The 18,849-nt window shown below is 36.6% G+C and carries 19 protein-coding genes and 1 pseudogene; 17 read left to right on the plus strand and 3 right to left on the minus strand.

The genetic code is table 11. The annotated features are described in order from the left end of the window. Positions 1–327 precede the first annotated feature (327 nt). The 5 genes from SCALIN_RS18150 to SCALIN_RS18170 all read left to right on the plus strand — a co-directional run bounded on the left by SCALIN_RS18150 (position 328) and on the right by SCALIN_RS18170 (position 4,716). Positions 328–1,314 carry a protein rep gene (locus tag SCALIN_RS18150; RefSeq protein WP_096895873.1) on the plus strand — a complete coding sequence of 329 codons (987 nt, stop codon included), beginning with the start codon at positions 328–330 and terminating at the stop codon, positions 1,312–1,314. A 333-nt stretch (positions 1,315–1,647) separates the two neighbouring features. Beyond that, positions 1,648–1,968, plus strand: a complete 321-nt coding sequence (locus tag SCALIN_RS18155) for a helix-turn-helix domain-containing protein (RefSeq protein WP_096895874.1) — start codon at positions 1,648–1,650, stop codon at positions 1,966–1,968. Beyond that, positions 1,965–2,720, plus strand: coding sequence for a tyrosine-type recombinase/integrase (locus tag SCALIN_RS18160; RefSeq protein ID WP_096895875.1), 756 nt, complete (start codon positions 1,965–1,967; stop codon positions 2,718–2,720). The genes SCALIN_RS18155 and SCALIN_RS18160 overlap by 4 nt, the downstream gene beginning before the upstream one ends. A gap of 80 nt (positions 2,721–2,800) precedes the next feature. Next, the gene (locus SCALIN_RS18165) at positions 2,801–4,351 is read left to right on the plus strand and encodes an IS1634 family transposase (RefSeq protein ID WP_096895876.1); all 1,551 of its coding nucleotides are present in this window, start codon (positions 2,801–2,803) and stop codon (positions 4,349–4,351) included. Positions 4,352–4,383: 32 nt separating this feature from the next. Then, entirely contained in the window at positions 4,384–4,716 is a 333-nt protein-coding gene (locus SCALIN_RS18170; protein WP_338140392.1) for a site-specific integrase, read from the plus strand. A gap of 173 nt (positions 4,717–4,889) precedes the next feature. On the opposite strand, the gene SCALIN_RS18175 is transcribed toward SCALIN_RS18170, so the two are convergent. Both SCALIN_RS18175 and SCALIN_RS18180 read right to left on the minus strand, forming a co-directional pair. Further along, a complete protein-coding gene (locus tag SCALIN_RS18175; RefSeq protein WP_096895878.1) occupies positions 4,890–5,939 on the minus strand; it encodes a tyrosine-type recombinase/integrase in 1,050 nt (349 codons plus the stop codon). A 53-nt stretch (positions 5,940–5,992) separates the two neighbouring features. After that, positions 5,993–6,247 (minus strand): helix-turn-helix transcriptional regulator, encoded by a 255-nt coding sequence (locus tag SCALIN_RS18180; RefSeq protein WP_096895879.1) that lies wholly within the window; start codon positions 6,245–6,247, stop codon positions 5,993–5,995. 9 nt (positions 6,248–6,256) lie between these two features. Here SCALIN_RS18180 and SCALIN_RS23500 point away from each other — a divergent pair, with 9 nt between their 5' ends. The 3 genes from SCALIN_RS23500 (at position 6,257) to SCALIN_RS18190 (ending at position 7,189) form a co-directional block, all read left to right on the plus strand. After that, the gene (locus tag SCALIN_RS23500; RefSeq protein ID WP_261341043.1) at positions 6,257–6,391 is read left to right on the plus strand and encodes a hypothetical protein; all 135 of its coding nucleotides are present in this window, start codon (positions 6,257–6,259) and stop codon (positions 6,389–6,391) included. A 94-nt stretch (positions 6,392–6,485) separates the two neighbouring features. After that, a complete protein-coding gene (locus tag SCALIN_RS18185; RefSeq protein WP_034403946.1) occupies positions 6,486–6,689 on the plus strand; it encodes a ribbon-helix-helix domain-containing protein in 204 nt (67 codons plus the stop codon). Continuing rightward, on the plus strand, positions 6,686–7,189 hold the full coding sequence (locus SCALIN_RS18190; protein WP_096895880.1) for a PIN domain-containing protein: 504 nt from the start codon (positions 6,686–6,688) through the stop codon (positions 7,187–7,189). Before SCALIN_RS18185 ends, SCALIN_RS18190 begins: the two co-directional genes overlap by 4 nt. Positions 7,190–7,271: 82 nt before the next feature. Here the strand turns inward: SCALIN_RS18190 and SCALIN_RS18195 are convergent, their stop codons facing one another. Continuing rightward, positions 7,272–7,652, minus strand: a complete 381-nt coding sequence (locus tag SCALIN_RS18195) for a GxxExxY protein (RefSeq protein WP_096895881.1) — start codon at positions 7,650–7,652, stop codon at positions 7,272–7,274. Positions 7,653–8,461: 809 nt separating this feature from the next. On the opposite strand from SCALIN_RS18195, the pseudogene SCALIN_RS18205 reads away from it, so the two are divergent. The 9 genes and pseudogenes from SCALIN_RS18205 to SCALIN_RS18240 all read left to right on the plus strand — a co-directional run bounded on the left by SCALIN_RS18205 (position 8,462) and on the right by SCALIN_RS18240 (position 18,844). Further along, positions 8,462–9,944, plus strand: a pseudogene (locus SCALIN_RS18205) (class I SAM-dependent DNA methyltransferase). Between the two features lie 177 nt (positions 9,945–10,121). Continuing rightward, on the plus strand, positions 10,122–11,132 hold the full coding sequence (locus tag SCALIN_RS23675; RefSeq protein WP_230406655.1) for a restriction endonuclease subunit S: 1,011 nt from the start codon (positions 10,122–10,124) through the stop codon (positions 11,130–11,132). Beyond that, entirely contained in the window at positions 11,129–11,980 is an 852-nt protein-coding gene (locus SCALIN_RS18215) for an ATP-binding protein (RefSeq protein ID WP_096895884.1), read from the plus strand. Before SCALIN_RS23675 ends, SCALIN_RS18215 begins: the two co-directional genes overlap by 4 nt. 145 nt (positions 11,981–12,125) lie before the next feature. Further along, entirely contained in the window at positions 12,126–14,618 is a 2,493-nt protein-coding gene (hsdR, locus tag SCALIN_RS18220) for an EcoAI/FtnUII family type I restriction enzme subunit R (RefSeq protein WP_096895885.1), read from the plus strand. 32 nt (positions 14,619–14,650) lie between these two features. Continuing rightward, a complete protein-coding gene (locus SCALIN_RS22400; RefSeq protein ID WP_162532399.1) occupies positions 14,651–14,791 on the plus strand; it encodes a hypothetical protein in 141 nt (46 codons plus the stop codon). 10 nt (positions 14,792–14,801) lie between these two features. Continuing rightward, on the plus strand, positions 14,802–15,701 hold the full coding sequence (locus SCALIN_RS18225) for a protein kinase domain-containing protein (protein WP_133112029.1): 900 nt from the start codon (positions 14,802–14,804) through the stop codon (positions 15,699–15,701). Beyond that, a complete protein-coding gene (locus SCALIN_RS18230) occupies positions 15,698–16,102 on the plus strand; it encodes a hypothetical protein (RefSeq protein ID WP_096895887.1) in 405 nt (134 codons plus the stop codon). The genes SCALIN_RS18225 and SCALIN_RS18230 overlap by 4 nt, the downstream gene beginning before the upstream one ends. Positions 16,103–16,176: 74 nt before the next feature. Next, positions 16,177–17,736 carry an IS66 family transposase gene (gene tnpC / locus SCALIN_RS18235; RefSeq protein WP_096893127.1) on the plus strand — a complete coding sequence of 520 codons (1,560 nt, stop codon included), beginning with the start codon at positions 16,177–16,179 and terminating at the stop codon, positions 17,734–17,736. Between the two features lie 4 nt (positions 17,737–17,740). Beyond that, a complete protein-coding gene (locus SCALIN_RS18240; RefSeq protein ID WP_133112031.1) occupies positions 17,741–18,844 on the plus strand; it encodes a tetratricopeptide repeat protein in 1,104 nt (367 codons plus the stop codon). The last annotated feature ends 5 nt before the right edge of the window (positions 18,845–18,849 follow it).

An 18,849-nucleotide genomic window follows, 5' to 3' on the forward strand; every position in this document is an offset into this window, starting at 1 on the left:
AATATTTGTTATAGATATTTTATTACATAAAAAAAGGAGGACATAAGCGGCAACTTATATCCTCCAGAACATTATTCCCATTCACCAATGAAAAAGAATAACAACAATAGCTTAGTTAAAATTAATAATATATCAACTACAAAAACCAGTGTTGAGTACGCCCACCAAGCGCACGCAAACACTGGTTTTTTTTGGTTTCAGATTGGGAAATCCCTATGACTTGATACTAAGAAACAACCGGAACACGATTTTTTAAGATGTTTAAAATCAATGACTTACAAATTAGCAGTTTTTGACCGTTTTTATAGCCTTTTCAGGAGCAAAATTATGTGTAAATGTGCAGTAAAAAAAGAAGAAAAATCTAAAGTTATGATCGTTAAAAATAGCTGGAGACTAAGAGCTCTTTGGCGTATCGAAAAATATATCCGTGAAATTGGACAGGAGAAAAGAGCCAAAAGGATGGGTATATGTGGAAATACTATTTTTGTAAAAGTTAAGAAGGGAGATCCATCCAATGTTTTATATGAACCACAACTACGTTGTAAAGACAGGGTTTGTCCAGTATGTAATTCATACCGTGCGTCTATTCTTTCTCGAAAGGTAGAAAAACTTGGTAAAGATATGGAAAACCCTCATTTACTGACAATAACGGCGAATACATTAAACAGAGATAGTTTAAAAACTGCTGTTGAGTGTTTTAAGAAATCAACAAGTCTGATTAAGAAGGAAAGGTCTTGGTGGAAAAGGTATATCCGGGGAGGTGTAGAACATATAGAGATTACATACAAAGAAGAAACTGGCTGGCACGTTCACTCTCATATGTTAGTTGATCTGGCCGTTGATCGTAAGGTTGAAAATATGCAGCTTACAGAGAATGGTTATTTTCTAGACCCACTTAAGAGAGACCTTGAACATGTTCTTAAAAAAGTTGGTCTTGGTTCTATCTCTGATATCAGGCCAGTAACCGAAGGATATGGAAAAGAGATTTCAAAGTATTCTATGAAGTTTGGCCTTGATATTGATGAAGATAGACTTAAAGAGATAATTGTTGATATGAAGGGAAAGCGGATGGTGTCAAGGTTTGGCAATTGTTATGGGTTGAAAGACATAGAAGAACTTACACCACAAGAGGAAGATCAATATGAAACGTTAGGAACTATTAAGGAGGTTGTTGATAACTGCTTTAAAGAGACTGGCGTTGATGGTGACTTGGTTGGCTATGCACTCGGGGCGGTAAAGATCGGTCTTATAGAGTTATGGTCAGCACACTATAAACCTGAACCTTTCCAAAGCGTGAAAAATGATACATCTTAATGTGATCTCTACTTCCCTGAGTCTTTAGTAAAAAAACGGAAAGGAAAATCACAAACCCTTTTCATTTACGCTTTTTTTATAATGCTTTTAAACTAAAGGTTTCTGGAAGTATGTAAAGGCATGACAAAAACGCCTTATCTTTGGCGTGGTTTTTCATACTGTAAGAAATATCAATATTGAAAAGGGATTTACGTAAAAGTCAGGAATGCAGTGAGTCTTAGTATTTGTAATATGTTTTTAACTCCAGGATAATCTACAAAAAAACTTTTTACAAATACGACTATGACTAAAGGTGTGGGAATAGCGAAATTAGCCGTTTGATTAATATTAACTATGAAGATTGAAATTGATAATTCACAACTGATAAATGATATCGTTGAGAAGGTGGTTGCAAGGCTTAAACCACTGCTTGGTAACTCTCGCGATTCAGAACGAAATATATTAATGACTGTGGGTGAGTTAGCAGATCAATTAAAAGTTAAAGAATCATGGGTATACGAAAAGATCCATACAAGGGAAATACCATTTAAGAAGATAGGGAAATTTCCACGCTTCCGGAAAAGGGATATTGACATTTGGATAGACAATCCGTACCATCCCGATTTGAGTCATTATAACCTTAGATATATTGGAAAGGGGGTGAATAAAATATGAATGGCAGTTTATACAAACGTGGTCAGACGTACTACATTGATTACAGGCTTAATGGCAAGCGATATCGAGAGAGTACCAACACAACGAAGAGGCGTGACGCTGAGCTTATTCTGGATAGCCGTAAACGGGAAATCCGTGAAGCGAAGAGGCCAAAGATTAAGAACAGAGTGAATGAATGTAAACTTGCAGAGCTGGCTCAGGAATATCTGAAGTGGACAGAGAGACAGAGAGTACATAAGACGAAGAAGATATGGGTCAAGCAGCTGGTTGAGGTTTTCGGTAATCTTTATCTGAAGGATCTGAATCCTAGGATCATTGAGCAGTGGCAGAGTGTAAGGCTTAAATACAATAAGCCTTCTACTGTAAATCGCCTTACGGGCTGTTTAAAGCACATGATCAATAAAGGTGTACAGTGGGAGATGGCAAGTGAGGAAGCATTGAAACTTGTGCGTATGGTAAAGCCATTGGAAGAGAACAACAGACGTCTCAGGTTCTTAACCATTGAAGAGTGTCAAACACTGATTGATTGTTGTGCGGATCATTTAAAGCCGATTGTAACTGTAGCCTTGCATACCGGAATGAGGCGTGGAGAGATTCTAGGCTTGAAATGGAAGCAGGTGGATTTGAATCATGGTTTTATCCTGCTTGATACGACAAAGAATGGTGAACGTAAGGAGATCCCGATAGATGACACACTTCAGGAGATGTTTAGTGAGATGCCACACAGCATCCTGAATTGGAGAAATAGTTAATAACCATGAATTAATATTTGCATTAATACTGTATATACCGTACTATACGGCTATTTACTAGTTATTAAATAGTTAATACTATGGCTTATACTGTAGAGCAGAAAATAAAAGGTAGGATATACCTCTACAAGGTAGAAAGTTACTGGGATAAAGCAAAAAAGCAATCACGTCAACGAAGAACCTATATCGGTCCAAAACGGAACGTAAATAAGGATAAAACCAAGCAAATCCGTTCCAGTTTGGTCTCAAAAGGACAAGGCAACGTCTTTTTGCTAAGATTTTTATCAGACAAGCTTGGATTGACGGAGATTTTAAAATCTCTCTTTCCTGATAACTATCAAGAGATATTAGCATTAGCATTTTATGAAATTATAGAAGCCTCGGCCTTGTACCTGTTTCCTTATTGGCTTGATGAGCATAATTTGCCGAGAGTTAAAAAGATGTATTCTCCTGACATATCAAAACTGTGTGATATTTTGGGAAGATCGCAATCACAAAGGGTAGAGTTTGTTCAAAAATGGATAGAACATTTAAAGCCAATCAACGGGATATTTTACGATATAACTTCTATTTCCAGCTACTCTACAAACGTTGATTTTATAGAATGGGGTTACAATCGTGATAAAGAGAATCTACCTCAATTAAATATGGGAGTAACATTTTGCCACAATCACTCTTTACCCATTTATTACAATTTATACCCTGGAAGTATTGTAGATGTTACTACCTTAAAGAACTGCGTTGAGTATTTGAAAGTATTCAAGCTAAAAGACATTTTGTTTGTGCTGGATAGAGGTTTCTTTAGTAAAGCAAATGTATTGGAAATGAATAACAGCAAAAGCAAAGTGTCCTTTGTTCAGCCACTGCCTTTTAGCTTAAAAAAAGTAAAGACTTTAATAAAAAAAAATAAACGATTATTGTCAGATCTTTCCAGTGCCTTTAAATTCAATGAAGAGATACTGCATTACCAGCAAAGACCTTTTGAATTTGATGGAAACGAATTTGACGCACATATTTTTTTCAATGAAAAATCTGAAGTAGAACAAAAACATAATTTTTTCTCAGTATTATTCGAATACGAGGAGAAGTTTAAGGATAAAAGTTTTAAAGTGCTTAAGGAATACCTGAAATATAGAAAGTTAAATATTCCAGAAAAATACAGAGATTATTTTAAATGGAATAAAACGACATTGCGGATAGAAAAAAATGCAAAAAAGATAAAATCGTTTATTTATAAAATGGGAAGCTTTGTGTTAATAACAAACAAACAACAAATGGACAAAGCGGAAGTATTAAATCTTTATCGCCAAAAAGATCAGGTTGAAAAAATGTTTGATATATACAAAAATGAAATGAATGGAGATAGGTTGCGAGCACATAGTCAATATAATGTCGATGGCCGTTTATTTATAAAATTTGTTGCGTTGATTATCTATGCAGAAGCATCAAGAGTTATGAAGGAAAAGAAGTTATTTAACAAATACACAGTAAAAGAATTATTTGCTGAACTCAAAAAATTAAAAATCACTCACATAGAGAAAAACGATCCGATTCTCAGCGAATTATCCAAAAGACAAAAAATTATTTTTGATGCTTTCGGCATCCAGGAAGACACATTGCATAGTTATTAACTTTTTTCTCCAATTTAGGCAGCATAGAGAGCATCCACGTATTCACTGACAGGGATGGTAATCCATACAAGTCAATCAAGCATAGCTTCAGTACGGCATTAAGGAAGGCGGGAATCCATGATTTCAGATTCCATGATTGTCGTCACACTTTTGCGAGTCATCTTGTTATGGCTGGTGTTGATCTGGTTAGTGTAAAGGATTTACTTGGACACAAATCATTAACCATGACTCTGAGGTATGCACATCTTGCATCAGGGCACAAACGAAAAGCAGTCAATACCCTTGATAGGCTTTTGCAGAACAGGCAGGAAGATGGTGATTGTGACCACGTAGTGACCAAAACATTTCAAAACAGTCTGCAATAGACTGGAAATGGTTACAATAAATTTGTCATAAACCTAGACAGGATAAACCAGTCAGTACTAGACTGGAAAACTTTGTGATTAGATGAATTAATCGACAAGCAAGGGGTCACTGGTTCGAGTCCAGTATCGCCCATATTATCAAACAAGGACTTACGACAAAATAAGGGCTACTTTCAACCACCTTTTTGAGCCATTGTAGTAAGATTGTAGTCAAACTTTTCCAAAATCTGAACTCCAACCATTAAACTTTCCTGGCAATGGTGCGAATAGCGTTGCGTATTCTTCAGATCTTTATGATTTAAGAGCTTTGCTATTTTGTAAATATCTACACCATTCTGGGCTAATCTTGTGGCAAATGTGTGACGAAGACAATGAAAAGTAAACTCCTTAATCTCCGCATTTTCTAATGCCTGGGCAAATGCCCTTATCAGGTTACGCTTACCAATCTTTGTACCTGACATACTGATAAACACAAGATCATTCTTAAGGCTTCTCACCTTACCTTCATGCTTCTGCATAATGACATTCAGTGCCAGACTATTCAGAGGAAGAGTGTTGGGCTTATTATTCTTAGTCTTTTGTATAAGAATAGTTTTACGGAGCTGATTTACACGGCTCCACTCAAGGGATAATAGTTCATCCTGTCGTAAACCTGTGTTCAATGCAAAAACTATTATCTCACGTAGCCAGTCAGGACTATTTCCAAGAAGCCTTCTCTCCTCATCTTCTGTCAGCCACCTGTCAACTTCATTGTTCTCCCGCTCCTTCTGTACCCTGGAAACAGGATTATCCTTTAGCCACTCCCACTCTTTGACTGCCAGATTGAAAGCCTTTGAAAGCATATAAAGCTCACGGTTTACAGTTGAAGGGCTTGCTCCGTAATCTCTACGATACAATTTATATTTTGCTACAATCTTAGGCGTTATAGACATCAAACCTGGATTGCCAAAAAACCTGTTAAGATTTTTTAAATAATATTTGTACCCTTCTTGAGTATTCAAAGAAACTGTAGGAGCATAATCCTTCATAAACCTATCCATCATGTCCTTGAAGGTTTTGCACTGCCCTGTCAATCTCTCATAATACTTTCCCTCAACAATCTCACTCCTGATCTTAGCCTCTATAGCTTGTGCAAGCTTTTTGTCAGAGGTTTCAAGACTCTTCTGAACCTTCCTGCCGTTATGACTAATACACGTCCACCAGATATCGCTTCGTTTAAACATTTATATATCCTTTCTCGAAGCCTGATTGTATCTGTATGTCGCTATCGGCAGTATTATATACCATTACTATGAAGGTCTCCAATGATTTTATTAATAGTATTCTCATGGTCAAGATACGGTCGTTTCAAGTTGGCCATTGCTTTATCTACGTCTTGAAGATCAAATAGAATACGTCTCCCATATTTAATACAGGGGAATTTTCCCTGATTCGACCAATCGTATATAGTCTTTACCGGGAGAGAGGTATATGTGGATACTGTTTTGATATCCACATATCTTTCTCTATCTAGCTCAGATTCGATTTTCATTTTTATCCAATGATAATCAAAGCTAAAGAAATTAATGGAAAATACAATGCCGATATCGTAATATCATACTCTGACGTGCAGAAAATCATTCACGCTGACAGCAAAGGCGGCATCATCAGCGAGGACAAGGTTGTGGTTGATTAAACACGCTAATATAAATATTTTTGGCAAGAAATCTGGCGTTTTTGTAATCACTAAAAGTGATCATTTTATATCGTAAGAAATGGAGAACAGAGACATGAAAACCATTAAGGTTGCCTTACCAGAGAAATTGTGTATAGAAGTTGATAATTACGTTAAGAATGGATGGTTTACTGACGAAGGAGAGTTGTTACGCACTGCTCTACAGGAGTTTATCCGACATAACAGGATTAAATTGACAGACCAGTTTATGAAAGAAGACATAGAGTGGGCATTAAAAGCAAAAACAAGCACTAAATGAAAATTATCGTAAGCGATACTGGACCAATTGTCCATCTAAAGGAAGCGGGACTTCTTGAACTGCTTGGAGAAATAGGCGATATCTATATTCCCAAAATGGTAGATATTGAAATAACCAAACTACAGCCTCACTGGACAAAGTTTAAACCTGAATGGTTATATACTGAATCTTTATTACCAGATGAAGCGAAACAAGCAGAAAATTTATTTCTCTCAGGACTTCTGGATTTAGGAGAGGCGGAAGCAATTCTCTTAGCTAAAAGGTTTAATCCAAAATGGTTTTTAACGGATGACACAGAAGCAAGAATTTTTGCAAATTCTTTGGGTATAGAGGTGCATGGCTCACTTGGTATAGTGCTATGGCTTGCTGCTGTTGGCCATTTAAACCATATTGAGGCCAGAGACGCCCTTATAAGACTTTTCAGGACTTCACTTTGGGTATCAAAAAATATCATGGAAGATGCACAAAATGCGTTAAAGACAATATTCCGGCGGAATTAGTTTATTCGGACTTTTGATCATTACTAATGCGTAATCCGAACGAGTCGGAAAAGAAATAGTTCACAGCAAAGAGCGCAAAGCTTTAAAGATTATTGACTATTCTCTTAATCCCGTCTTTTAAAATTGAAACATTGAAATTGATCAAAATTCCTAATTTTAAATCTGCAAGCTTTAAATATGTCAAAAGTTGTGCGTCGTGAATTGATTCAAACTTGTTAACAGACTTTAATTCCAAAATTACTTTGCCTTCAACTACTACATCCAATTTATATCCACAGTCTAATGTTATTCCTTTATAAACCACGGCAAGAGGTTTTTGCCTCTCAAACCCAATATCTCTAATTTCCAATTCCTTACAAAGACACTCTTCGTATGCTGATTCTAACAACCCCGCACCAAGGTGACGATGCACCTCAATTGCTGCACCTATGATTTCTTTTGACAACTTATCTTCTTCTTTCATCACTCTCGATCTCCTTTGCGCTCTTTGCGACTTTGCGGTGAATAATTACTCATTTCTTTGGACAATATAATGCGTTGCCTATTGCAATAAATGAAGAACTTCCTCATGTTTTGAAATATTACATTCTCTAATTCCAAACCGCTTTTGAATAGCCACCTCCTGTCATTTTTTTTATCATCGTTTATTGCAGGCCGAGTTGTATGCAAAATAAGATCCTTGTCTGACAGATGTGACAATTGCGAGACTTTCGGTTTTTGTTTTTTATAAAGCTTTGGAGGCATGTTGTATAATATGCCTCCAAAATCATATTTCCCTTTAAGTAATTCAAATAAATATAGGCATGCAGCGCTATCTCTTAACATGTGAAGCGTATTTATAATTTTTGGAGGTTGCTTATGGCTTTTGCGAGTTAATACATCAATTGATACTAAGTGTGACCACCAAAAGAATCTCCCTGGTTCGTTCTTGTTTGTGGTTGTACTCTTCATTAATCCCCCATTTCTTGTATTTAGAATTAAATACCTCTGAGCATGTTGATAAATATCACATATAAAAATATTATTTAGTTATAATGTGCAAACTAGTTTCCGCCGGAAACATTAATCACAAATTGAGCGATTTTGAAATTAATCATTCTCACCCATCCAAAAGAGATGATACGGATTTGTACAAAAGATAATATACTGCTATGTGACTATAAAGAATACACTTGAAACAATTCTGATATACTATAGAATCCTGTTTCTATACATTGACAATGAGGAAACTTAATAACAGATAAATTCTTTTAATCCAAAAAGGGCTTTTACGTGTTTGAACAAACTTTTAAAAATATTGACGATACGCTTTGGAAAGACGCAGGGTGTAGCAGCGAACTGGATTACGTGGAACAGACTTCCTGGGTCTTGTTTCTCAAATATCTGGACGATCTGGAAAAAGACAAAGCAACCGCAGCCGAACTAACGGGAAAAATCTATACCAATATCATTTCTCCCGAATTTCAATGGACAAAATGGGCAGCTCCTAAATTAAAGAGTGGCAAGATTGACCATAACGCTTTAACAGGCGATGACCTTGTGGATTTTGTAAACGGTAAACTTTTTCCCTATCTGAAGAAAATTAAAACAGATGCGGAGCATGCAGATACTATTGAATACAAGATTGGTGAGATATTCAGCGAACTGAAAAACAGAATTCAAAGCGGTTATAACCTGCGTGAAGTGATAAACAATATTGATCAACTTCGGTTTAGAACACACAAAGAAAAGCACGAGATGAGTCATCTGTACGAAGCGAAAATTAAAAATATGGGGAATGCAGGACGAAATGGTGGCGAATATTACACTCCTCGACCGTTGATTAAAACCATTGTTAAAGTGGTGGCTCCCGAAATTGGCAACAAAATTTATGATGGTGCGGTTGGTTCTGCAGGCTTCTTGTGTGAATCCTTTGAATATTTGAAGAATAAGGGTAAAGACGGAACATCTTCCGTCTCTAAGCTGACCACCGCCGATACAGAAAGGTTACAGAAAAACACTTTTTACGGCAAAGAGAAAAAATCGTTGGCATATATTATTGGCATTATGAATATGATATTACACGGAGTTGAAGCACCAAATATTATACATACGAATACACTTGCAGAGAACCTTGCTGATATTCAGGAAAAAGACCGTTACGATATTGTTTTGGCAAATCCCCCTTTTGGGGGGAAAAGAGAGAGCCGAAGTGCAACAAAACTTCCCGATAAAAACAGGCGAAACCGCTTCCCTGTTTTTACAGCACTTTATTAAAATACTCAAAGCTGGTGGAAAAGCAGGCGTAATAATCAAAAATACCTTTTTAAGCAATACTGATAATGCCTCTATTGCGTTGCGTAAAGAACTATTGACCAATTGTAATTTACATACAGTGTTGGATTTGCCTGGTGGAACATTTACAGGTGCAGGAGTAAAAACAGTTGTGCTCTTTTTTGAAAAAGGAAACTCCACTAAAAAAACCTGATTCTATCAACTCAATTTAGGTAGAAACCTTGGCAAAACAAATGCTTTAAACGAAAACGATTTAGCCGATTTTATAGAACTGCAAAAAACAAAGGCCGAAAGCGAAAACTCCTGGACAGTAAATATAAAGGAGATTGACCAATCCACCTTTGATCTTTCTGCTAAGAATCCCAATACGCCTGAAGAATCGCCTTTACGAAATCCAAAAGAGATTTTGAAAGAGATGAAAGCTCTTGATAAAGAAAGTATTGATATTTTACATAACATTTATAAGTTGATAGATGGTTAGAGTAGAGAATATTAAATTAATGAATAATTGGAAGCGATATAATCTTCAAGAAATGTTAGATAAAGGTATTATTCTAAGTCATTTAGATGGGAATCATGGAGGATTATATCCTAAGAAGATGAGTTTGTAGAAGGTGGAGTCCCTTATCTTTCAGCCAATTGTATAGTTGACAATGAGATTGATTTTACTAAAACAAAATATCTAACTCATAAAAGGGCAAAAACTTTTAAAAAGGGAGTGGCGAAACATGATGATGTTTTATTTGCACATAATGCTACGGTTGGTCCTGTCGCAATTTTGAAAACAAATTTAGACTTTGTCATTCTAAGTACAACACTGACATATTATAGATGTAATAAATTTTTTTTGTTTCCTGATTATTTAGCTCTCTATATGATTTCTGATTTTTTTGTCAATCAGTATACAGAAGTAATGAGACAAGCTACAAGAAATCAGGTTCCTATTACCAAGCAAAGAACATTTTTTCATTTAGTACCCCCACTCTCCGTGCAAAAAAGCATAGTAGCCATTTTAGACAAAGCCTTTGCCGCCATAGCCAAAGCAAAAGCCAATGCCGAACAAAACCTTAAAAACGCCAAAGAACTTTTTGAGAGTTATCTGCAATCAATAAAAGCTGAAAAGAAACCATTAAGCAATTTGGTTGATATTAAAACAGGAAAACTAAACGCGAATGCTGCAGTTGAAAACGGTAAGTATCCATTCTTTACTTGCTCTCGTGAGATATTTGCGATTGACAATTATGCCTTTGATTTAGAAGCAATCCTTTTGGCAGGAAATAATGCAAGTGGCGATTTTAATGTAAAACATCACAAAGGGAAATTTAATGCTTATCAAAGAACGTATGTAATTACCGTTAACAAGGAGAATAAAGTACTTTATCGCTATTTGTATTTTCAGTTGTTGAATAGTTTGAAGGAATTTAAAAAAAAGTCAGTTGGAGCGAACACTCGTTTTTTAAAATTAGGAATGATACAAGAAATGCAAATTGCATTACCGAGTATTACAGAACAACAAACCATAGTCAAAAAGCTTGACACCCTTTCAGCCGAAACAAAAAAACTGGAAGCCATCTACCAGCAAAAAGCAGATGATTTGGAAGAGTTGAAAAAATCAGTATTACAAAAAGCCTTTAATGGTGAACTAACCGAAAAAGAGATTGCCCTATGAATAAAAAACAGTTGATAGAATTATTGAACGAGCTTGTGAAGGAGCTCCATGAAAGTGAATGGATAGAGTTTAAGCTAAATTTTCATTCACCCGAAGAAATTGGTGAACAGATTTCAGCCCTGGCTAATGGGGCATGCATTCAAAATAAACCGTTTGGGTATTTGGTTTTTGGGGTTGAGGACCAAACACAACTTATTAAAGGAACTGCGTTTAAAGCAAAATCACATAAAAAAGGGAATGAAGATTTAGAACATTGGCTTGTCACACGTATAAACCCCAAAATAGATTTTAAAGAGAGGGAACTTGTTGCAAATGCGTTAATACATCAAGACCTCACAGTAAAAGGGTTTCCAATGGTAGAAATTTTTACTGATAGAATTGAAATCTCAAATTCTGGAATTCCATTGGTTACTCCGGATAGATTTATTGATGCTTATGTATCACGTAATGAAAAACTAGCTGATTTAATGCGTAGAATTGGATTCTGTGAAGAAAAAGGAAGTGGATTAGACAAGGTTATTTTCTTTAACGAGCTTTATCAATTACCGGCTATAAATGTAATTGTTGCTGAAAATCAAACAAGAGTCACCATGTATGGCTATAAGACACTTAACAGCTTAGATAAAAAAGAAAAGATTAGGGCTTGTTATCAGCATGCTTGTTTAAAATATGTTTCTAACGAGAAAATGACAAACCAATCATTAAGAGAAAGATTTAAAATTGAAGACCATAATTATTCTATTGCATCTAGAATTATTAAGGACGCATTACTTGACGGGGCAATAAAAGAAGATGATCCTGATAGTAAATCAAGAAAATATGCAAGTTATTTGCCATTTTGGGCATAAATCTTATGTGATGGTAATGTGATTGAAAGGAGATTTTAAGAACATAACTCCTGTATTATCAACAAAATCTTATGTGATTGTCATGTGATGATGAAGGAAAATTATTTGCAATATCGGTTCTAAAAAAAGTGTAAGGGTAGTCTTTATGAACGAAGCGGAAACAAGAGCAGAATTAATAGACCCTAAACTTAAAACCTGTGGATGGGGCGTGATCGAGGGTTCTAAAATACTCCGTGAACGGGATGTTTGTAAGATTACAGACGGCAGGATACAAGTGGGGGGCGGGAGAAAAAAACCGCTTATTGCTGATTATATTCTTGTTTACAAAGGCATTAAACTCGCGGTTGTTGAAGCTAAAAGTGATGAATTGGAAGTGGGTGAAGGCGTGGTACAGGCAAAACAGTATGCTTCCAAACTAAATTTAGAAACCACGTACTCCACTAACGGTAAAGAGATTTACCAAATCTGTATGAAAACTGGTGTAGAGAGTTTGGTAACCGATTTTCTTTCTCCTCAAGAACTTTGGGATAAAACTTATGCCGACCAGAACGACTGGCGTGATAGATTTGCAAACATTCCTTTTGAAGACAAAAGCGGAACCTGGCAATTACGTTACTATCAGGAAATTGCGATTAAAAACACACTCGAAGCAGTGGCACAAAACAGAGACAGAATTTTATTAACCCTTGCCACAGGAACAGGAAAAACGGCAATTGCTTTTCAAATTGCATGGAAACTATTTCAAACCCGTTGGAACTTAAATCGTGACGGACAGAGAAGGCCAAGAATACTGTTTTTAGCCGACCGCAACTTTTTAGCTGACCAGGCATTTAACGCATTTTCAGCATTTCCCGAAGATGCTATGGTTCGCATAAAACCCAAAGATATCAGGAAGAGAGGGAAAGTGCCAACCAACGGCAGTATCTTCTTTACCATTTTTCAATCCTTCATGTCAGAATCAATTGATAATGGAAAATCGATAATTTACAACGAATACGAAAATAATTCTCAATTATCAACTGTCGATTATCAATTAAGTAAAGTAGCTGAAACAGAAGGAGAATATGAAGCTTCAAATTATAACTTTGGGGAATACCCTAAAGATTATTTTGATTTCATAGTGATAGATGAGTGTCACAGAGGGGGAGCCAATGACGAAGGAAACTGGAGAGGGATTTTAGAATATTTTTCACCAGCCGTACAGTTGGGGCTTACTGCTACGCCCAAACGAAAAGACAATGTTGATACTTATAAATACTTTGGGGAACCTGTTTATATCTATTCACTCAAAGAAGGTATTAACGATGGATTCCTTACGCCATTCAAGGTAAAACGCATCCGGACAACGCTGGACGATTATATATACACCAGTGATGACAATATTATTGAAGGAGAGATTGAAGAAGGAAAGATATACGAAGAACCAGATTTTAATAAAATTATTGAAATAAAAGAGCGGGAGGCGAAGCGGGTTCAGATTTATATGGACGAATCCAATCAGAACGAAAAAACCATTATTTTCTGCGCCACACAAATTCACGCAGCCGCAGTTCGAGATTTGGTAAATCAATATAAAAAAAACAAAGAGACGAACTATTGTGTTCGTGTAACTGCAAACGATGGTGAAATAGGAGAACAGTTTTTGCGGGAATTCCAGGATAATGAGAAAACAATTCCAACGGTATTAACCACTTCCCAAAAACTATCAACAGGTGTTGATGCCAGAAATATTCGCAACATTGTTTTAATGCGTCCGGTAAATTCAATGATAGAGTTTAAACAGATTATAGGACGTGGTACGAGATTATTTGATGGCAAAGAGTTTTTTACTATTTACGATTTTGTGGATGCCTATCATCATTTTCAGGATGATGGCTGGGATGGCGAAGCCCTGCCTTGTGAGGTTTGTGGTAAAATAGTATGCGAGTGTATTGGAACACCATCCCCTGAACCAAAACCTTGCAAAGTTTGTGGTCAGCGACCTTGTATTTGTGAAAAAGAACCGCCACAGCCTTGTGAAAAATGCGGAGAAAGACCTTGTGTCTGCATAAAGAAAGTTAAAATTAAGCTGAGAGATGGAAAAGAGCGTGAAATACAACACATGATTGCTACTTCTTTCTGGAGTGCTGACGGCAGACCCATATCAGCCGAAGAATTTCTGGAAAGTCTTTACGGTGAATTACCTAATTTTTTTAAGGATGAAGAAGAGCTGAGAAGAATCTGGTCTGTCCCGGCAACTCGAAAATCATTCCTGGAAAAACTGGAAGAAGCCGGATATGGTAAAGATGAATTAGACAATCTGCAAAAACTGATAAATGCGGAAAAAAGTGATTTGTTTGATGTGCTCGAATATGTGTCCTTTGCGATCAAGCCCATTACCAGAGAAGAACGGGTAGTGAATGCCAGTTCACAAATTTTTGAAGGACTAAATTACAAGCAAAAAGATTTTCTGGATTTTGTTTTGAACAAATATATTGACACCGGCGTCAGCGAACTCGACCAAGATAAATTACCAAGCTTGCTGGAATTGAAATATCAATCCATTACAGATGCTGCGGAGGCACTCGGCGGTGTTGAAACAATAAAGAATACATTCATTGAATTTCAAAAGTATTTATATCAAATTAGAGCGGCGTAATTATTTTAAGATACGAATGAAAGAGGAAAAAAATGACAAATTCAAGGCCAGTGGATAGTTTAGCAGGACTAACACTAACTGATGGATATGAGGTTGTAAAAAGGATTAATCCACAAGCACAAGCAACAGGTGGTTTTTTTTTCAGAACAGTATCTAGTAGAAAAAAAGAATAAAGAGTATTTCTTGAAAGCATTTGACTTTTCGAGTGCACTTCATACTCCCGACCCAATACAAGAAATTAGCAATATGACTAAAGCTTTTATTGCTGAACGTGACATACTAGAAAAGTGCAAAAAAAGAAAATTGTCAAAAGTATCACTTCCCGTTGCTTCGGGAAGTACTCAGGTTCCAGGATTTGCGGGTTTAGATGCCATAGTGTATTACCTTATTTTTGAAAAAGCAAAAACAGATATTCGGTCACAGTTAAGCAATCTAAACAACATTGATATGGCATGGTGCTTTCGTTCACTTCAGAATGCTGCAACCGGAATTCAACAACTTCATATTTCTAATGTAGCACATCAAGACTTGAAACCATCAAATATATTAATTTTTGAAAGTGAAAAAGAAAAGATTTCCGATCTAGGCCGTGCTTCCGATCTTGTGATTGAATCAGCAAATGACGAGTTGTGTATGCCAGGAGACAGGGGTTATGCACCTTTCGAACAATTTTATAAGATAAAATATTCAAACGATTTCACTAAAAGATTTAGCATAGATATGTATCATCTCGGTAGTCTTTTCTTTTCGTATTTTCTTCAAATGTCGGCAACCCAAAGCATTACACTAAACTTAAAGAAAGCAAATAATAAGATTCCTTTAGGCAAGGATTTTACTCATGATTTACCTTTAATAATTAACGCCTTTCAAGATTCTATGATTGCATTAGAAGCGGAATTGTCAAAATATCTCACAAAAACTCTTGCCGAAACAATTTCAATTATTAATGAATTATGTCATCCAGACCCGGATAAGAGGGGTAATCCAAAGACTTTTATAAGGTCCTACGGTCAGTTTGATTTACAAAGATATATAAGTATATTTAACAAACTTGCAAAATATGCGGAAATGAATTACTTATGAGAATAACAGTTGACATAAATAATCGTCAAGTTATCCCAAGGTGGCTTCCATTTGAGATTACTCAATCATTGGGTGAAATTAATCCATTAAACAAAACAATACTTGATAGTCGGGATTTTGACTATTCTTATTTAAAAAAAGAATTAAATTGGATAAATAAAAAAGATAACTTTTCTGCTATAGACTACGCCGCAACTGCCTACATTTTTGGTGATACAAATAACACTAATGTCATTAACGCTGCTAAACATATTATAAAAGAAAAAAAGTCGTACTCAAAGTATGCAATAGATTTGGCTAATACAATATTGAATGGGATACAATGTGATAACAGTGCTATAAACATACAAAAACTTGAAATTTATCAAAAGATATGTAAGCACCAAGTTAACACCCTTTAAAGTTTGGTAAAAAAACCAGTAATAATTGCAGTATAAGCTATCGAATGAATAGGAAATATGGTATGATTTAGGTCATGGAAGCGGTGGTTGAAATAACAGATTTTAGTATTGAAAATGTGCTTGCGCAGAACGATGAGTTGCGTTGTAAACTCGAATCTAGAGACCACCAGATCATGCTACTCGAAGAAAAGATCAACTACCTCCTTTATCATCGTTTCAGTTCAAAGTCTGAGCGTTTTGATAAGCGCCAGCAATTGCTGTTCGGTAACGAGGATGCTGCTTGTGAGGTTGAACCTGCAACCGAAACTAAGGTACCTGAGCACACCAGAAAGACTGGTGGTCGACGTGTCCCTCCCCAGCATCTTCCGCGTGTTCGCGTGGAGCATGATCTGCTGGAAGAAGAGAAACAGTGTTCCTGTGGTTCTTGCCTGAATCGAATAGGAGAAGAGGTTTCATTTCAGTACGACGTGATTCCCGCCAGGTTTCAAGTAATAGAGAACATTAAGTTCAAGTACAGTTGCTCTAACTCCAAGTGCAAGCAACCGCCAATAACTGCACAACAAAGTCCACCGGCTCCTTTGCCTCGAACCCAAGCATCACCAGGTGTTCTTGCCTGGGTTGGTTCGAGCAAATTTGCTGATGGTCTTCCGCTAAACCGTATAGCTTCTATTGCTGGAAAACGTTTTGGCGTACCGTTCACCAGTACCACATTGGCAGACTGGATGATCAAAGGTGCAGAGCAAATTATTTCTCCTCTGGTAGCTACCATGGAAAATGCGCTTGATGGACATGACTATCTTCACATTGATGAAACCACCCTTCAGGTTCTGAGCGAAGAAGGACGAACTGCTAAACAGAAGTCCTATATCTGGTGTCGTGTTACTGGCGGTAACGATACCCCGATTGTACTTATGCACTACAGTCCCAGCCGTGCAGGAGCTGTAGCCAGCAAACTGTTGGAAGGGTTCAGTGGTTTTTTGCAAACCGATGGTTACGCTGGTTATGGGGCATCAGCCTCGCGTCCTAATGTTATCCAGTTGGGATGCTGGGCACATGTTCGTCGTAAGTTTGATGTTGCAAGAAAAGCCAGTTCGCCAGGCGCTGCCAATATTGCCCGGCAAGGCATGGAGTTGATCAGAGAACTCTACTACCTTGACAATCAAGAAAAAGAGAAACCACCGGATCAACGAAAGAGATATAGACAAGAGGTAGTTAAGTCTTGCTTGGATAAGATCCGTTCCTGGATTAATAGAAATCAGGTGCAGGCGTTTAGCTATGGAGGTTTGCTGTCGAATGCATTTACCTACATTAACAACCAATGGTCAAAACTAACAGTTTTCGTGGAAGACGGACGCCTGCAACTGGACAACAACAATGCGGAACGTCATATCCGGCCTATTGCGACGGGTAGAAAGGTGTGGTTGTTTGCACAAAGCGAGGCCGGTGCAAGGGCAACTGCAACTTGGTATTCGCTGGTTGAAACTGCAAGGGCTAATGGATTAGAGCCTTACTGGTATCTTCGAAAGGTTTTCGAAGAGATGCCAATGTATTTACGAGATCGAAAACCAGTAAATGATTTACTGCCTTGGAATGTCGATTCCAAGGAACTGGAGCAACTCGCTAGACGTGATTAACTGGGTGCTTACAAAGATATCTACTCTTAAAAAAAGGATAATACAATTTCCATATAACTCTATTAATTGGATGGATATTGCTTTCTATTACGCCATCATTGGCCAAATTAGAAAAGCAAAAAGGAGTGTTGATGTTGCAGTTAGCCTTTCACCAAATAATCGTTTTGTACTGCGCTCTGCAGTTAGATTTTATCTTCATATTGGCGAGGTGGATAAAGCACTATATATAATCAAAAAATCTTATCTTGTATCAATAGACCCTTGGATAACCTCTGTAGAAATTGCTCTCACACAAAGGTTTGGACTAAAATCTAAATACTATAAGAAGGGTATTCAGTTACTTACTTCTAGAAATTATTCCAATTTCTGCCTTTCGGAACTGAACTGTACGATTGGGACATTACAGTATAACAGTGGATCAAATAGAAAAGCTAAGAAATACATTGTTGACTCACTAATTGACCCAAATGAGAATGTTCTCACTCAGGCGGAATGGTTATTACCTAATATTAATATACCAATAACAAACAGGCCTAATTTGAAGTTTTTGTCAGAAGCAAATACAAGAAAGTATTTTCTAGAGAGCAAATTTAAAGAATCACTATCTAGTGCTCTTGATTGGATTAAATTCCAACCGTTTTGTACAGGAGCAAGCTCGTTTGGTTCTTATATCGCCTCAGTTTGTTTAGAAGAATATGGTACTGCAATTGATATTTCAAAAAAAGCTTTAATTACTTCCCCAGGAGATCCAACTCTTATTAATAACTTGGCACATGCACTTTGTTTAGATGGCCAGATCAGTGAAGCTTCTGAAGTCATAGGAAATATTGATATAACGAAGGTTACACCTTTAGACAAGTATATAATTACAGCGACTAATGGATTAATTTGCTACAATATTGGCGAGGCGGAGAAAGGATTTCAATTATATTCAGATTCTGTTGAGTTCTTTAAAAAAAATAATGACCGAGGCAGGATTGCAATTGCTTTGTATTACTGGGGAAAGGCAGAGATTCATTGTGACAAGACACGAGGAGAAAAAATATTAAATGAGTCAGAAGCACTTTCAAAAGAACTTAATCTCGTAGAAATTTTAAATAAATTCTAATTTTT

The organism is Candidatus Scalindua japonica (assembly GCF_002443295.1).
GTDB classification, from domain to species: domain Bacteria; phylum Planctomycetota; class Brocadiia; order Brocadiales; family Scalinduaceae; genus Scalindua; species Scalindua japonica.

Coding starts and splice junctions, on each gene's coding strand:
- SCALIN_RS18150 (WP_096895873.1), top strand. CDS start 328: ATGTGTAAATGTGCAGTAAAAAAAGAAGAAAAATCTAAAGTTATGATC.
- SCALIN_RS18155 (WP_096895874.1), top strand. CDS start 1,648: ATGAAGATTGAAATTGATAATTCACAACTGATAAATGATATCGTTGAG.
- SCALIN_RS18160 (WP_096895875.1), top strand. CDS start 1,965: ATGAATGGCAGTTTATACAAACGTGGTCAGACGTACTACATTGATTAC.
- SCALIN_RS18165 (WP_096895876.1), top strand. CDS start 2,801: ATGGCTTATACTGTAGAGCAGAAAATAAAAGGTAGGATATACCTCTAC.
- SCALIN_RS18175 (WP_096895878.1), bottom strand. CDS start 5,939: ATGTTTAAACGAAGCGATATCTGGTGGACGTGTATTAGTCATAACGGC.
- SCALIN_RS18180 (WP_096895879.1), bottom strand. CDS start 6,247: ATGAAAATCGAATCTGAGCTAGATAGAGAAAGATATGTGGATATCAAA.
- SCALIN_RS23500 (WP_261341043.1), top strand. CDS start 6,257: ATGATAATCAAAGCTAAAGAAATTAATGGAAAATACAATGCCGATATC.
- SCALIN_RS18185 (WP_034403946.1), top strand. CDS start 6,486: ATGAAAACCATTAAGGTTGCCTTACCAGAGAAATTGTGTATAGAAGTT.
- SCALIN_RS18190 (WP_096895880.1), top strand. CDS start 6,686: ATGAAAATTATCGTAAGCGATACTGGACCAATTGTCCATCTAAAGGAA.
- SCALIN_RS18195 (WP_096895881.1), bottom strand. CDS start 7,652: ATGAAAGAAGAAGATAAGTTGTCAAAAGAAATCATAGGTGCAGCAATT.
- SCALIN_RS18215 (WP_096895884.1), top strand. CDS start 11,129: ATGAATAAAAAACAGTTGATAGAATTATTGAACGAGCTTGTGAAGGAG.
- hsdR (WP_096895885.1), top strand. CDS start 12,126: ATGAACGAAGCGGAAACAAGAGCAGAATTAATAGACCCTAAACTTAAA.
- SCALIN_RS22400 (WP_162532399.1), top strand. CDS start 14,651: ATGACAAATTCAAGGCCAGTGGATAGTTTAGCAGGACTAACACTAACT.
- SCALIN_RS18230 (WP_096895887.1), top strand. CDS start 15,698: ATGAGAATAACAGTTGACATAAATAATCGTCAAGTTATCCCAAGGTGG.
- tnpC (WP_096893127.1), top strand. CDS start 16,177: ATGGAAGCGGTGGTTGAAATAACAGATTTTAGTATTGAAAATGTGCTT.